Raw genomic sequence first — 14,630 nt, forward strand, 5'->3', positions numbered from 1 at the left:
GACTGCCGGTCTGTCGTGTTGCCACCCTCCGCGACCATGTGACACTTTTAGCCAATGGATCGCTGTGCCGTGCTGGTCGACGCTGGATATGTGCTGGCCGCCGCCGCGAACGTGGTGAGCGGCGATCCGGGCCGCCCCGGGATCGACGTCGACTACCCGGGGCTGGTGACCGCGCTGACCGAGCGCGCCGCCGCCGAGACCGGCCTGCCGGTCCTGCGCGTGTACTGGTACGACGCCGCCCCGGCCACCGGCCCGACCCGCGACCAGCGGCTGCTGCGCGTCCTGGACGGCGTCAAGCTGCGGCTGGGCAAGCTGGTCCGGCGCGACGACGGCAAGTACGAGCAGAAGGGCGTCGACACCTTCCTGCACGCCGACCTCACCGGCCTGGCCCGCAAGCGCGCGGTCGCCGACGTGGTCCTGGTCAGCGGCGACGAGGACCTGCTGCACGCCGTCGAGGAGGCCCAGGAGTACGGCACCCGCATCCACCTGTGGGGCGCGGCCTCGGACTACAACCAGTCGCTGGAGCTCGTCGCCGCGGTGGACAAGTCGATGACGCTGTCCGAGGAATGGCTCAAGCCCTACGTCTGGGTGAAGCCCTCGGCCACCGGCGAGGGCCGCGGCTGCGAACCGGCCAAGCCCGGCGGCCACGGCGAGCACGCCAAGCCCGCGCACAAGGCCTTCCCCTCGCCGCTGGACATGCCGCAGCGCGTCCTGCACCCCACCGAGGCGCCCAAGACCGCGCTGGCCAACAGCCGCTTCCCCAAGCTGTGGCAGGTCACCTCCCCGACCCAGCGCTTCCTTGACGCCGAGGAGAACAAGAGCATGGGCCGGGCCGAGCCCATCGACGTCGGCCGGGCCTACGTGGCGCGCTGGATGGCCCGGGCCACCGAGGCCGAGCGCCGCCGGCTCACCGACTGGACCGCGACCTGGACCTGGGTGCCGCACGACCTGGACCCGGACCTGCTGCGCTTCGCCAACGACCTGGGGATCGACACCTGGGAGGCGGAGCTGGAGCCGATCAAGCACGAGCTGCGCGCCGGGTTCCTGGACGGCCTGAAGAGGTGGCGGGATCAGCACGGCGGGGAGGCCGCGTTCGAGGCCGGGACGGCGGCGGCGGTGCCGGCGCCCTCGCCCGCGCCGGCCTCAGCGCCCGAAACCGCGCCGGAAGGCCCGCCCACGGACCCGTCGCCGACCGTCCCCGCCCCCCAGGCCCCGCCGCATCAGCCTCCCCATCCCCATCCGCCTACCGAGGCCGGTCGCCCAGAATCGCAGCCCGCTCCATCACCCGACGCTGCGGAAAGTAGTCACTGACCGCGTAGTGCTGCACGGCCCGGTTGTCCCAGAACGCGATCGAACCGGCCTCCCACTTGAACCGCACCTGGTACTCGGGCACCGAGGCCTGCTGGAACAACAGTTTCAGCAGCTCCTCACTCTCCTCCTCCGGCAGCCCGACGATGTGCGTGGTGAAGATCGCGTTCACGAACAGCGTGCGCCGGCCGGTCCGGGGATGGATCCGGACCACCGGGTGCTCGACCGCCGGGTACTTCTCCTGCATCTCCTTGAGCTTGTCCGGGTCCATGCCGATGCCGAACGGCAGCGTGAAGTCGTGCACCGCGACCCGGCCCCGGATCTGCGTCTTGACGTGCTCGGGCAGGAAGTCGTAGGCGGCGGCCATGTCCGCGAAGCAGGTGTCTCCGCCGGCCTCGGGCACCTCGATCGCCCGCAGCACCGAGCCGAGCGCGGGCTTCTCGCGCCAGGTGACATCGGCGTGCCAGACGTTCTCCACTCCGGCTTCTCTGGCGCCCTTCTCGAATCGCACGATCTCCGCGACGTCTCCTTGCGGAAGGAAGGGGTGGACCTCCAATTCGCCCCACATTCCCGCGAAATCCCTGTGCCGGGCACCGGTGACCCGGCTTTGATCACGGAAAAACAGGACCTTGAATTCCAGCAGCGCCCGATCGAGTTCGGCGAACACCTCGGGGGTGATGGGTTCGGCGAGATCGATGTCCGAAATCTGGGCGCCGATCAATGCAGTGCACGGCGTGACCGTAATGCGTTCGTACGGCTGGGATTCCTCGCCCTCGGGCAGGCGTCGCAGACCCCTGCGAGGACCGGCGGCCAGTCCGCGGCCGGAGAGCAGGGCTTGCAGGGTGGGATAAGGGGCCATGGCTCACTCACTCCTTGTGCGGTGGGCCGGCCAGGATCGCGGCACCGGCGGCGACCAGCGTCTCGGTACTGACGCCGGTCCCGGGGTGCCGTTCACGGTCGGCCAGGGACGTGATGACCAGCAGTGCCAGCAGGCGCATCCGCTCGGCGAAGACACCCGGCGGCAGCCGCAGAGGCCCGGTCGCCGCTTGGAGACCGGATATCAGGGCCCGGAGACTTGAGGCCTCCGGGCGTTCCAGGGCGATCGCCACCGAGGCCGGGTCGTACTCCGGGTAGCGCATCGCCTCGGCGAGAAAGCGCAGGTACCAGGAGGGACGGCCGGCCTTCTCGGCGTCGGTCAGCGTCTCGGCGAGCGGTTCCACCAGAGCCCTGACATAGGTGGGCACGCCGGCATCGGGATGCGCGGCCAGGAACTCCAGGCGCCGCGCGTTGATCGGCGCCATGCGGTGCTCGTAGAGAGCGCCGACCAGCGCGGCCCTCGTGCCGAAGTGGTAGGCCACGGCCGAGGTGTTGCGCTGGCCGGACTCGGCGGCGATCTGGCGCAGGGACACCGCTTCGATGCCGTCCTCGGCGAAGCGTCGCTCGGCCGCTTCCAGGATCCTGATACGTGCGCTCACGCGGCGCACGTTAACGCGATTGCGTTAAAAGCGGAAGAGCTCATTTCGCACAGCGCGGGCGCTCAGTCCATCAGGCTCCGGAGCCACTCCAGGCCGGCGGCGCTGAACGCCTGCTGGAAGGGCCGCAGCGTCGGCAGCCCGGGCGGGTCGGGCTGGCGGCTCGCGTAGGTGATCATGCCGATCAGGCCGACGGCGAAGGCCCGCACGGCCTCGGGATCGGCGGCGGCGAGCACCGGGTGCTCCATGACGACGCGCGCCGGCTCCGGCCCGCCGTACATCCAGACGTTCGGCACGAACAGCGCCAGGTCCAGCCACGCCGCACCCCGCGCGGCCCACGGCCAGTCCACGAAGTAGACGCGGTCGGCGGCGATCAGGATGTTGTCGGCGCGCACGTCGAGGTTGACGAGCGTGTCGCCGGCGCACAGCGCGGCCATCCCCTCCTCGATCGCGGCCAGCCGCTCCAGGCGCCCGACGGCCCACGGGTCGAGCCAGGCCAGGTCGTCCTCGCCGGCCGCGTGCGCCGTCGCCAGGGAGCGCCAGCCGGTGAAGCCGACCAGACGCTCGGCGACCGGCGGGGCGTCGATCGGCGAGGGGGTCAGCAGCGCCGACAGCTCGCCGAGGGCCTCGACGGTCCTGCGCAGCTCATCCGGATCCCAGTCCGGGCCCGGGTTGCGGCCGTCGATCTCCTCGAAGACCAGGACCACCCAGCCGTCCTCGTCCAGGGCGCCCAGGAGCTTGGGCACCGGCGCGTACTCGGGCATCTGGGCGGAGTAGGCGGCCTCCCGGCGGTGCATGACGGGCGAATCAGGGTTCGTCTCCGCGCTGACCGCCTTGACGAACGCCCGGCGCCCGGCCGACGTCCGCAGCCGCACCGCCGGCCCCGGCGAGAAACCGCCGGTCTGCGACACCGCCTCGACGACCTCTCCCCCGCCCAGGATGTCCAGGACGCGGGCCCTCAGGTGCTCGGGCACGGCGGTCCACGGGGCGCGCACACCGCTGGCGGCGGGAAGCGGGCTGCCTGATGGGCCAGTTCGACTCGTCATCCGGGAATGATGCCGGTGATGCCGGGCCCCCGTCATCCCGATTACCTCGAACGCGCCGGTCACCGCCCCGCCGATGGCGGTGCCCGTCCCCGGCGCCCGTTACGCTGGTGCGCGTGCTGACCGTCTCCACCGTCAACGTCAACGGCATCCGAGCCGCCGCCACCAAGGGCTTCACGGAGTGGCTGAACGCCACCCCGGCCGATGTGGTGTGCCTGCAGGAGGTCCGGGCCGAGCCCGACCAGTTCCCGGCCCACCTGCGCGCCCCCGAAGGCTGGCACACGCTGATCGCCCCGGCCGCCACCAAGGGCCGCGCCGGCGTCGCCCTCTACAGTCGCATCGCCCCCACCAGCACCCGCATCGGCTTCGGCACCCCCGAGTTCGACACCGCCGGCCGCTACGCCGAGATGCACCTGCCCACCCTGACCGTCGCCAGCCTGTACCTCCCGGCCGGCGAAGTGGGCACCGAACGCCAGGCCGAGAAGGAACGCTTCATGCAGGCCTTCCACGCCCACCTCACCACCCTCACCACCGAGGCGGCCGCCACCGGCCGAGCCGTCCTGGTCTGCGGCGACTGGAACATCGCCCACCAGGAAGCCGACATCAAGAACTGGAAGGCCAACCAGAAGAACTCCGGCTTCCTGCCCGAGGAACGCCAGTGGCTCACCAGCGTCCTGACCGACGCCGGCTACGCGGACGTGGTCCGCACCTTGCACCCCGGCGTCGAGGGCCCGTACTCCTGGTGGAGCTTCCGCGGCAAGGCGTTCGACAACGACAGCGGCTGGCGCATCGACTACCAGATGGCCTCGGCGAACCTCGCCGAGGTCGCCGCGTCGGCGGTGGTGGAGCGGGCGGCCACGTATGCGGAGCGGTGGAGCGATCATGCGCCGGTGACGTGTGTTTATGAGTGGGATGCCGCGGCGGCCGTGCCGGGCCAGCGCACTGCGGTCGAGGAGGCCGTCACCGTCGAGGGCTGAGTATCGTCGTGGCCATGGAGACACTCGGGGAAGACCTCCTGCTGCTGGCCATCAAGCCGGACGGCAGACTGGGCAGCACATCCTTGCAGTACGCGCTGGCCGGCTCCGAACTGGTCCGGCTGGCGTCGCGGCGGCGGGTGGATGTCGTGAAGGACCGGATCGTCGTGCTGGACCCCAGGCCCACCGGCGATCCGAACCTGGACGTCGCGCTGAGCGGCATCGCGGCCAAGTCCCGGCCGCCGGGGGCGAAGGCGTGGGTCGGGGCCCCTCGCCGCGGGATCATCAAGATCTACCAGGAACAGGCGGAGGCCCGCGGAGTGGTCCGCGCCGATCGCCGGCCGGGGTTCCTCGGGTTGGGCACGGTGACGCGCTGGGCGGTGGCGGACGTCGGGCGGCTGGCGGACGTGCGGTCCCGGCTGGACACCATCGCCTACTCCGCCGGTCCGGTCGATTCCGCGCAGGCTGCGTTGGGCGGACTGGTGTACGCGGCTGGCTTGCACAAGGTCCTGTATCCGGGCCGGGCCGGCAAGGCGGCACAGGACCGGCTGAAGACGGTCGCCAGGAAGAAGGGCGACACAGCCCCGATCCGTTCGGCCGTCGAGGGCGCCATCCGCGCCTCGACCGATTCCGCCGTCCACGCTGCGACCGATGCCGCGACCGCCGCCGCGATCCAGGCGTCCGTCGACGCCGCCACCGCCGCCGCGATCCAGGCCTCGGTCGACGCCGCGGTCAGCGCGTCCATCGACGCCTCCGCGAGCCACAGTGGCCACAGCAGCGGCGGCGGCGCGGGCCACCACTGAACGCTAGAACTCGTCGTCCCGCATGAGCTCCTGCCGCAGCGCAGCGTCCAGATCCGTGCGGGGCACGTCGGTGAGGTGCCGGGCGCGCCAGCCCACAACGCCGTCCGGCCGGACGAGCAGCGCCCCGTCCTCGCCGATGCCGCACTCGGGCCCGACGTTCGTCTGCGGGATATCCAGGAGGGCGCCGCGGGGGTCGAGGCTTCGGGCTGCCTGCATCCAAGGCTGGCCGTGGGAACCGGTCAGGAGCGCGTAGCGTCCACCTCGCACCAGATCGAGGGTCGACGAGGCCGCGCCGGTCGTCGTGGCGAGCGGGATGTGCGGCAGGCGGGTGCCGGGTTCGCCGTGCCAGTGACTGGGTTCGGCGGCGAGCGGCAGCTTGGTCTCGGATGAAGCATCGGTGATGTCTGGGTACCGATAGCCGAGCGTCACAGCCGCTTCGCTGAGCACCTGCCGGTCCTCAAAGCGCGCCACAGCCTGCTCCACCGTCAGCTGCGCGATCGGACGGCGTTCGGCCTCATACCGGTCGAGCAGCCGCGCTCCGGCGTCGCCGCGCAGCACGGACACCAGCTTGGCGGCGAGGTTCCAGGCGTCCTGGATGCCGGTGTTCGCGCCGAATCCGCCGACCGGCGGGCAGACATGGGCGGCGTCGCCGAGGAGGAACACCCGGTCGGCGCGGAAGGTGTCGGCGACCCAGCCGGCCATCTGCCACCGGCGCGCGCCGGTGATCCGGAAGGCGGAGGCGGGCAGGCCCAGGGCTGCTGCGACGATGGCCTGGCAGCGCTCCGGTGTGAACTCGGTGTCCGGGTCCGTGGTCGCCGGGTCGTAGGTGACGGACACCGCGCCCGCGTCCTGGTCCGTGGTCCACGACAGGAACGGGCGGCCGGGCTGGTCGGCGAAGGCCAGCGCCAGCGCGCGGCCGTCTAGCAGCGGCCGCAGATCCGCGTCGAAGCCCACCTCCATGCAGGACGCAAGGGCCTGATCCCCGCTTCGCGCTATCCCCAGGCCGTCCCGCACCGAGCTGGCGCTCCCGTCGGCGGCGAGCAGGTGGTCGGCTTCTATCACGTAGCGGACGCCGCGAGCGTCCAAGACCTCGGCCGCGACCCCCCGCGCCGTCTGCTCCCATCCGACCAGGCGGTGACCGAAGCGCAGGTCCGCACCCGCGGCCGACGCCCGCGTCCGCAGCACCCGCTCGGCGTCCCCCTGCTTGACCATCGCGCCCTGACACGGCGACACGGCGCTGTAGTCGTCCGCGGCGGGCAGGCGCCAGCGCCGGATCTCGGCGCCGGCCAGCGACTCGACGACGGCGGCGTACTCGCTGCGGGGGCGGCTGTGTTCGATCGCATAGATGTCCGCAGACGCCCCGACCGCCCGATAGGCCTCCATCGTGCGGGGATAGAAGAGCTTGGCGCGCAGCCGGGGCGAGATGCCGACGTGCTGTTCCAGCAAGATCGGGGTGATGCCGCGTGCGGCGAGGAAGAGCGCGGCGGAGACGCCCACGATGCTGCCGCCCACGATCAGGACCGACGTGCGGTCGGTGGTCTTCTCGGTCATGACCCGATCGTCGGCCGGGGAGGCCAGGTGTCTCCATCCAGCGCGGGTATGGTGAGAGAATCCGGCATCACGAAGGTTTCCCTGATGAATACCACCGACTTCGACCCGATCGACGAGCAGATCCTCCACGCGCTCCACCTCGACGGCCGCGTGCCCTATTCGCGTGTCGCCGAAGCCATCGGTGTGTCGGAGCAGACCGTCGCGCGCCGCTACAGCCGCCTGCGATCGTCGAACGCGTTGCGCGTGTGGGGTCTGGTGGACCGGAGCAAGCTGGGGCACGTGGAGTGGCTGGTCCGCATCCGCTGCACCCCGGACTCGGCGGAGGCGATCGCCCAAGCCCTGGCCCGGCGCAGCGACACCTCGTGGATCAGCCGGACGTCAGGCGGCACCGAACTCGTCTGCACGACCGCCGCGGCCACTCCCGGCGAGAGCCTGCTGCTACGCGAGTTGCCGAAGACCGCGCGCGTCCTGGACGTCACGGCCCACTGCCTGCTGCACATCTTCTCCGGACGCCCGGCCGGAATCGCCGCCAAGCTCACCGCGCTCACACCGGCGCAGATCGCGCTTGTGCGGCCTGCGGATGCCGATAACCGCAGCTCAGAACCAGAGCACCGCACCTCGGAAAAAGACCTCGACGACCTCGACCACCGCCTGATCGCCCTCCTGCGCGACGACGGCCGCGCCACTACCGCCTGGCTGGCCGCACAGACCGGCGCCTCCCGCTCGACGGTCCAGCGCCGCATCGCCGATCTGCGCGCCGCCGGCGTGCTCTACTTCCACGTCGACGTCCGCTGGCCGATGCTGGGCCTCGGCGTGCGCACGCTGCTGTGGCTCTCCGTCGAACCCGCGCGGATGGAGTCAGCGGGCCTGGCGCTCGCCGCGCATCCCGAGGTCGCGTTCGTCGCCGCCACCAGCGGGGCCGCCAACCTGCACGCCTCGCTGGTGACCCGCGACATCCCGGCGCTGTACACGTACCTGAGCACTCGGATCGCCACCCTGCGCGGGGTGCGGAGCGTCGACAGCGCGCCGGTGCTGGAGACCTACAAGGGTGCCGCAGGTCTCCACGGCCCGGCGTCCGATTTCTAACTGGCGCGCTTCCCCGCGATGTGCGGCCCGGGCAGCGAAGTATCGGCCGCGACGACCGTCCAACCCTTCGCCGTCGGACCGTCCAGCCGCAGGTCGAACGAGAACGTGAACGGCCGCCGCTTGTGCGCGTCGCCGAGCAGCACCTCTTCGGTCCGGCGGTCGACCTCGTAGTAGAAGCCCTCCGCCTCGACCACGACGCGCACCACGATCGGTTCGCGCGAGAGCAGCGCGCGCACCTCGACCGATCCGACGGCGGCGTCACGCATGACGGTGCGGTTGGGGGTGCGCACCTGGGTGAAGTCGAGGCTGCCGTCGTTCATGGCCCATTCCTCGAGGAACTGCTCGACGGCGACCTCCAGGACCGCCTTGTCGAACCGGCCGTCCAGGACGCTCAGGTCGCCGGCGGCGGCATCGGCGTCGGTGCTCCAGGAGATGCCGGTCAGCAACAGGATCTCGGCGCCGGCGCCGGGGACCGAGACGTTCTGGGCCACCTCGAGCACGGCGTCGCGGGCGACCGCCTTCTGGTCCCAGGCGTCGGTCTCGATGGCGTCGGTCAGGTGGTGCGCGCCCTCGGCCGCCTGCTCGATCGAGGCCACGATCCACGCGCCGGAGGCGTCCTTGCGCAGCGTCCAGTACTCGACCGGGCGCGTCGAGTTGTCCTTGCGCGTCGCCTGCCAGCCGTTGGCGCGCTGGACCCGGTCGTTGAGCGTCGCGGTGATCCGGAAGGTAATGGTGTCGTTCGTCTCGCCGGCGCGGTTCGCGATGTCCACCATCTCGACCGTCGGCCCCGAGACGATCTCGACGATGTTGACCTCGCCCCGCGACTGGTAGTCGCGCAGCTCCTCGTCCCACTTGATGTAGAGCACCGGGGACAGGATCTGCTTCAGCGTGGCGCGGTCGCGGGCGGTCCAGGCGCGCTGGGCGGTCGTGTAGAGCCAGACGGCGCGCGCCTTCAGCGCGTCGGGCGCGAACGTCGGGTCGGTGTCGGCGACCGCCGCGACCCGCGCCTCGATCTGGGTGGCGCGCCGGGCGGCCGCCTCGTCCGAACGGTGCGCCGCGCGGTCCGACCCCGTGTTCAGCCCGCTCTTGCTGCCACCGCCGCCGCGGTTCTTGAACACCAGCCACAGGACCAGCACGATGACCGCGATGACCAGCAGCGCGGCGACCGACCCGCCGCCGCCGACCCCGACCAGGCCCACGCCGTGGATGCCGCCGAACCCGCCGCCTCCGCCGTGACTGCCGCCGCCACCGCCACCGCCGCCGAAGCCGTGGCCGCCGCCCCCACCGCGGGCTTGCGCCACTGCCGGACTGCTCAGCGCGACGACTGCCGCCAGCACGAGAATCCGCCGCCCGATACGCACTTGGCTCCCCCTTGAGAATCAGAAACGCCTGAAAACAAGGTACGGCAAGAAGGCCTGATGCCAAGGCCTCGAGCCGTTCCGGACGGCTGCGACCTGCTATGACGGTGATCGTTAAGCGGTGGCGGGGCCGGCGGCGATCATGGCGGCGGTCCGTCAGCGGTCCCAGTGCCGGTACCAGCGCCGGTCCCACCGCCGGTTCGATGCCGGCTTGTGACCGAACCGTGAGGCCGCGAGCGGAACCACCGGCCGCGGGCCTTCCGTCCCAGTGCAGTGCAACTCGGTCACAGGCCGTCCCACGGAGGACGGCCGGGCGGAGCCGGGGCCTCGGGAGGGCCGAACGGATGAGACACAGTGCTCAGGTGGGGCGGATCGTGGCGGCGCTGGCCGCGATCTTGGCGGTGGGACTCAGCGCCGGGTGCGGCAGCAGCACCGAACGCAGCACGGCGTCGTCGGCCGCGGCCCCGGCGGCGGCCGGCGGGAGCGGTGGCTCCGGCGGGCCCGGGATGAACGGGAACGTGGCGCCGGTTCCGGGGGCGCCGGCGCCCTCGGGGCAGACCTCGCTGGCCAAGGCGCCGGTGGCGGGGCGCAGCCTGGTCTACACGGCCACCATGACGGTGCGCACGAAGGACGTCGCGGGCGCCACCGCGAACGCCGAGTCGTTGGCCGCGGCCAACGGCGGTTTCGTCGGCGACGAGAAGTCCGTGTCCGGGACCGTGCCGGACGTGCAGGGGGTGACGCAGTCCACGGTGACGCTGCGCGTGCCGTCGGCGGTCTTCGACAAGGTGATCGGGCAGCTGGGCAGCGGCGGCGTGGTGCAGGACCAGACCCGCTCGGCCACGGACGTCACGTCCCAGGTCGTGGACACCAGCAGCCGCATCACCGCGCAGCAGGCGAGCATCAGCCGGCTCACCGACCTGATGAAGAGCGCGGCGAACATGTCCGACGTGGTGACGCTCGAAGGCGAGCTCTCGCGGCGCGAAGCGGACCTGGAGTCGATGCAGGCGCAGCTGGCCACGCTGAACGACCAGGTGTCGCTGTCGACGATCACCGTCACGTTCCTGGTGCCGGAAGCGCCGGCGCCGAAGCCGGCGGCGGCCAAGCACCGCAACGCGCTGCAACGGGGCCTGCACGACGGATGGCAGGCGTTCACCGGAACCCTCAAGGTCCTGCTCGTGATCGTCGGGACGCTGCTGCCGTTCGCGGTGCTGGTGGCGGTGTTGTGGTGGCCGGTGAAGCGGCTGGTGCGGCTTGTCACGCGCGTGCGTGCGCGGCTGTCGGGGGGCCGGGCCGGATAATCGTCTCCCTGGCGTGTCAGGCGAGGCGAAAGCGAGACGTGCGATGGTCCGGCAGGTGCGGGTGCTGGTGGTGACGATGTTCGACACCGAGCCGGAGGACGGGCACGGCGAGGCGTTCCGCTGGCGGGAGCGCGAGGGCCTGGACACCGCCGTGCCCGTTCCCGGGCTCGGCCCGGAGTTCCCGCTGGTGCACGGCCGCGCCGACGGACTGTGGCTGCTGACCACCGGGATGGGCGAGGCGAACGCCGCGGCCTCGGTGGCGGCGCTGGCGCTGTCCGGGCTGTTCGACCTGTCGAAGGCGTACGTGCTCGTCGCGGGGATCGCCGGGATCGACCCGGCGGTGGGCACGGTCGGGTCAGTGGTGTGCGCCGACTTCGCCGTGCACGGCGGCTACGCCCACGAGCTGGACGCCAGGGAGATCCCGGCGGCCTGGCCGCACGGGTTCGTGGCGCTGGGCGCGAGCGCGCCGGGCAAGCCGCCGGAGCTGCGGGTCCCCGGCGAGGTGTACGAGCTGGACGCCGGCCTGCGGCGGGCGGCGGCCGCGATCGGCGCGGGCGTGCCGCTGGCCGACGATCCGGCGGTCGCCACGCTGCGCGCCGGCTACCCGGGCGCCGGCGGTCAGGGCCCTGAGGTGCTGGGCGGATCGACGCTGACGCAGAGCGTGTTCTGGTCCGGGGACCTGCTCGGCGAGCGGGCCAGAACCTGGGTGCGCGACTACACCGAGCGCCGGGGCCGGTACGCGGTGACGCAGATGGAGGACAACGCGATCCTTCTGGCGCTCGATCGGGCAGCGCAGGCCGGGCTGGCCGACTTCTCGCGCGTGGCGGTGCTGCGGGCCGGGGCGAACTTCGACCGGCCCGCGCCCGGCGAGGCCGCCGAGTCGGCGTTCACGCAGGATATCGGCTGGACGCTGGCCGCCGAGAATGTCTGGCGGGTGGGATCGCGGCTGGCCAATGCGATCACCGGGGATTGGGAGTCCTGGGAGCGGGGTGTGCCCGGCGGGCCCGGGTCTCGCGCGTAACCCGGGGCCCTATTAACAGCACGAGGTCGAAACCGTGTCAGATCGCCTGACACGCCTCAGCCTTTCCACGAAAGGGTGGATCGATGACTCGTGCACATCTGCGGCGGATTCTCGCCGTGGCGGCCCTGATCGCCGGCCCGGCGTCGGCAGCGCCTGCGCAGGCTGCGACGACGCCGCATTACAAGCTGACCGTCGTCGGGGGCGCGGGGACGGAACTGTTCGGGATCACCAAGACCGGGGACGTCTTCGGCGTCTCCATCGAGAAGGGCGCGATCACCCAGGAGGGTTTCCTGCTGCCCGCCGGCGCCACGAGGATGGTGTTCCTCGGCTCGCCGGGCGACGCGGCGAACGCCGACTCCGCCGCCAACCCCGAGGCGATCAACGATCACGACGCCGTCGTCGGGGCGGCCACGTCGTTCGCCACCGGAAACGAGGCGGCGGTCGAGTGGGCCGACGGCTCTGTCCCGACAGATATCGGGGCGGCCGTCGGACTCCAGAACCTCGTCGCCTCCCCTGCGCTGACCTCGATCAACGACAACGGCCTGAGCACCGGCTTCGGCTCCTTCCACGGCGACGTCGGCTTCACGATCAGCGGCGGCAAGGTCACCAAGCTTGCGGCGCTGCCGAACGGCGGCGTCGACGTCGAACCGATCGCGGTCAACGACGCGGGCCTGATCGTCGGGCAAGCCGACACCAGCACGTCGGTCTTCCAGGCCGCCGCCTGGCAGAACGGCGCCGTCAGGACGCTCGGCCAGCTGCCCGGGAGCGTCACCTCCGAGGCGCTGGCGGTCAACGCGAGCGGCCAGGCCGTCGGCGCCGACGTCGAGCAGGCCGACACCGACGCCCACGCCGTGCTGTTCGCGAACGGGACCGCCACCGATCTGGACGTCCCCGGGACCGGGGGCGGCGACGCCGCGGCGAACGCGATCAACGACAGCGGCGTGATCGTCGGCCAGGGCGGCAACGGCCACGCGTTCGTCTACCAGAACGGCCAGGCCGCCGACCTGAACGCGCTGATCCCGGCCGGCTCCGGCTTCACCTTGGACACCGCCGACGGGATCGACGACGACGGGGTGATCGTCGGGACCGCCTCCAACGCCTCCGGGCAGACATTCGGGTTCGAACTCACTCCGGTCGGCTAGCCGCATCGGCCGGCCGGGGCGCCGCCCGCGACGTGCCGCGCACTGACCGGACCTGCACGATATGGTCCTGATCATGCGCCCCGACCACGACGCGGACGCGGACGCGGACGCGGACATTGACATGGACATGGACATGGACGCCGATGCCGACGCCGGCGACCTCAGCACCGCGGTCCGCCGCCTGTCCGCGGCCACCGGCTCAGCATGCTGACTTTCCTCGGCCTGCTGGCGATCGCGGTGCTCACCGCGGCCACCGGCTACTTCGTGGCGCAGGAGTTCGCGTTCATCGCGGCGGACCGGGGCCGGCTGCGGCAGCTCGCCGAGGACGGCGACGCCGCGGCCGAGCGGGCGTACCAGGTCACCGGGCGGGTCTCGTTCATGCTCTCCGGGGCCCAGCTCGGGATCACGGTGACCGCGCTGCTGGTCGGCTACGTCGCCGAGCCGCTGCTCGGCTCGGGGCTGGCCGACCTGCTGGGGTTCACCGGGTGGTCGCACGCCGCGCGGCTGTCGGTGTCGGTCGTGGTGGCGCTGGCGGTGGCCACGGTGGTGCAGATGGTGCTCGGCGAGCTGCTGCCCAAGAACCTGGCCATCGCCGAGCCGATCGGCACCGCCCGGGCGCTCGCCGGCTCCACCCTGCTGTACCTGAGGATCGCCGGGCCGGTCGTGCGGCTGTTCGACGGCGCCGCCGTCCGGCTGGTCCGCGCGGCCGGCATCGAGCCGGTGGAGGAGCTGCCGCAGGGGGCCAGCGAGGAGGACCTGCAGCACATCATCGACGAGTCGCACACCCAGGGACTGCTGGACACCGAGCTGTCGCAGCTGCTGGACCGCGCGCTGGACTTCCGCGGCCTGACCGCCGGACAGGCCATGACGCCGCGGGTGGACGTGCACACCGTGCCCGCCGACGCACCGGTCTCCCGGGTGGTGGAGATGCTGGTCACCGGCAACGCACGGTTCCCGGTGACCGGCGAGGACCTGGACGACCTGCTCGGCGTGGTCGGCCTGACCGAGGTCCTCGCGGTACCGGCGGCCCGCCGGGCCACGACGACGGTCCGCCAGGCGTGCTCGCCGGTGCCGATGGTCCCCGAACACCTCCCGCTGCCGGAGCTGCTGGAAATCCTGCGCACCGAGCACCGGCAGCTGGCCTGCGTGATCGACGAGTTCGGCGGCTTCGCCGGCGTGGTGACCCTGGAGGACGTCACCGAGGAACTGGTCGGCGACATCTGGGACGAGGACGACCTCGACGGCGCCGTGATCCAGCGCCGCCCCGACGGCGGCTGGACAGTCCCGGCCCGCATGCGCATCGACGAGGTCGCCGACACCACCGGAATCCCGCTGCCCGCCGGCGAGCACTACACGACGATGTCCGGGCTGGTCCTGCACCGCCTCGGCCGGACCGCCCGGATCGGCGACGAGGTGGAGCTGACGGTGCGCGCGCCGTACTCGGAGGACGGGCCCAGCACCCTGACGGTGCTGATCCACATCGCGGCGGTGGTTCGGCAGGTGCCGGCCACGGTGGTGATCACGGCGCGGGCGGCTGAGGGGGCGGACGGTGCTGCCGGCGGTGGTTCCGGCCA

General features: G+C 72.1%; 13 protein-coding genes and 1 pseudogene. 9 read left to right on the forward strand and 5 right to left on the reverse strand.

The window, feature by feature from the left end:
• The first annotated feature begins 54 nt into the window (after positions 1-54).
• Positions 55-1,311: an NYN domain-containing protein gene (locus ABH926_RS03875; protein WP_370363887.1), complete on the forward strand. Its 1,257-nt coding sequence runs from the start codon at positions 55-57 to the stop codon at positions 1,309-1,311.
• On the opposite strand, the gene ABH926_RS03880 is transcribed toward ABH926_RS03875, so the two are convergent.
• The 3 genes from ABH926_RS03880 to ABH926_RS03890 all read right to left on the reverse strand — a co-directional run bounded on the left by ABH926_RS03880 (position 1,244) and on the right by ABH926_RS03890 (position 3,826).
• Complete coding sequence (locus tag ABH926_RS03880; protein ID WP_370363888.1) at positions 1,244-2,167, reverse strand: TauD/TfdA dioxygenase family protein; 924 nt, start codon at positions 2,165-2,167, stop codon at positions 1,244-1,246. The genes ABH926_RS03875 and ABH926_RS03880 overlap by 68 nt on opposite strands.
• A 7-nt stretch (positions 2,168-2,174) precedes the next feature.
• Positions 2,175-2,783, reverse strand: a complete 609-nt coding sequence (locus ABH926_RS03885) for a TetR/AcrR family transcriptional regulator (protein ID WP_370363889.1) — start codon at positions 2,781-2,783, stop codon at positions 2,175-2,177.
• Positions 2,784-2,845: 62 nt separating this feature from the next.
• Positions 2,846-3,826, reverse strand: a complete 981-nt coding sequence (locus ABH926_RS03890; RefSeq protein WP_370363890.1) for a phosphotransferase family protein — start codon at positions 3,824-3,826, stop codon at positions 2,846-2,848.
• Positions 3,827-3,939: 113 nt separating this feature from the next.
• Between ABH926_RS03890 and ABH926_RS03895 the strand changes: the two genes are divergently transcribed.
• Positions 3,940-4,800 (forward strand): exodeoxyribonuclease III, encoded by an 861-nt coding sequence (locus tag ABH926_RS03895; RefSeq protein WP_370363891.1) that lies wholly within the window; start codon positions 3,940-3,942, stop codon positions 4,798-4,800.
• Between the two features lie 14 nt (positions 4,801-4,814).
• The gene (locus tag ABH926_RS03900) at positions 4,815-5,600 is read left to right on the forward strand and encodes a GPP34 family phosphoprotein (RefSeq protein ID WP_370363892.1); all 786 of its coding nucleotides are present in this window, start codon (positions 4,815-4,817) and stop codon (positions 5,598-5,600) included.
• A 3-nt stretch (positions 5,601-5,603) separates the two neighbouring features.
• Here ABH926_RS03900 and ABH926_RS03905 read toward each other — a convergent pair whose 3' ends face one another.
• Positions 5,604-7,151 (reverse strand): FAD-dependent monooxygenase, encoded by a 1,548-nt coding sequence (locus ABH926_RS03905; RefSeq protein WP_370363893.1) that lies wholly within the window; start codon positions 7,149-7,151, stop codon positions 5,604-5,606.
• An 84-nt stretch (positions 7,152-7,235) separates the two neighbouring features.
• Here ABH926_RS03905 and ABH926_RS03910 point away from each other — a divergent pair, with 84 nt between their 5' ends.
• Positions 7,236-8,237 (forward strand): Lrp/AsnC family transcriptional regulator, encoded by a 1,002-nt coding sequence (locus ABH926_RS03910; protein WP_370363894.1) that lies wholly within the window; start codon positions 7,236-7,238, stop codon positions 8,235-8,237.
• Here the strand turns inward: ABH926_RS03910 and ABH926_RS03915 are convergent.
• Positions 8,234-9,598, reverse strand: coding sequence for a TIM44-like domain-containing protein (locus ABH926_RS03915; RefSeq protein ID WP_370363896.1), 1,365 nt, complete (start codon positions 9,596-9,598; stop codon positions 8,234-8,236). The genes ABH926_RS03910 and ABH926_RS03915 overlap by 4 nt on opposite strands.
• Before the next feature lie 341 nt (positions 9,599-9,939).
• Here ABH926_RS03915 and ABH926_RS03920 point away from each other — a divergent pair, with 341 nt between their 5' ends.
• The 5 genes and pseudogenes from ABH926_RS03920 to ABH926_RS03940 form a co-directional block, all read left to right on the forward strand.
• Positions 9,940-10,893: a DUF4349 domain-containing protein gene (locus ABH926_RS03920; protein WP_370363897.1), complete on the forward strand. Its 954-nt coding sequence runs from the start codon at positions 9,940-9,942 to the stop codon at positions 10,891-10,893.
• A gap of 43 nt (positions 10,894-10,936) precedes the next feature.
• On the forward strand, positions 10,937-11,914 hold the full coding sequence (locus ABH926_RS03925; RefSeq protein WP_370363898.1) for a purine nucleoside permease: 978 nt from the start codon (positions 10,937-10,939) through the stop codon (positions 11,912-11,914).
• A gap of 83 nt (positions 11,915-11,997) precedes the next feature.
• Entirely contained in the window at positions 11,998-13,056 is a 1,059-nt protein-coding gene (locus ABH926_RS03930; protein WP_370363899.1) for a hypothetical protein, read from the forward strand.
• Positions 13,057-13,129: 73 nt separating this feature from the next.
• Positions 13,130-13,267 (forward strand): hypothetical protein, encoded by a 138-nt coding sequence (locus ABH926_RS03935; RefSeq protein ID WP_370363900.1) that lies wholly within the window; start codon positions 13,130-13,132, stop codon positions 13,265-13,267.
• Positions 13,261-14,598 (forward strand): annotated as a pseudogene (locus ABH926_RS03940) (hemolysin family protein); the annotation flags it as partial. The gene ABH926_RS03935 and the pseudogene ABH926_RS03940, both read left to right, overlap by 7 nt.
• Between the last annotated feature and the right edge of the window lie 32 nt (positions 14,599-14,630).

The sequence above is a fragment of the Catenulispora sp. GP43 genome (assembly GCF_041260665.1).
GTDB lineage: Bacteria > Actinomycetota > Actinomycetes > Streptomycetales > Catenulisporaceae > Catenulispora.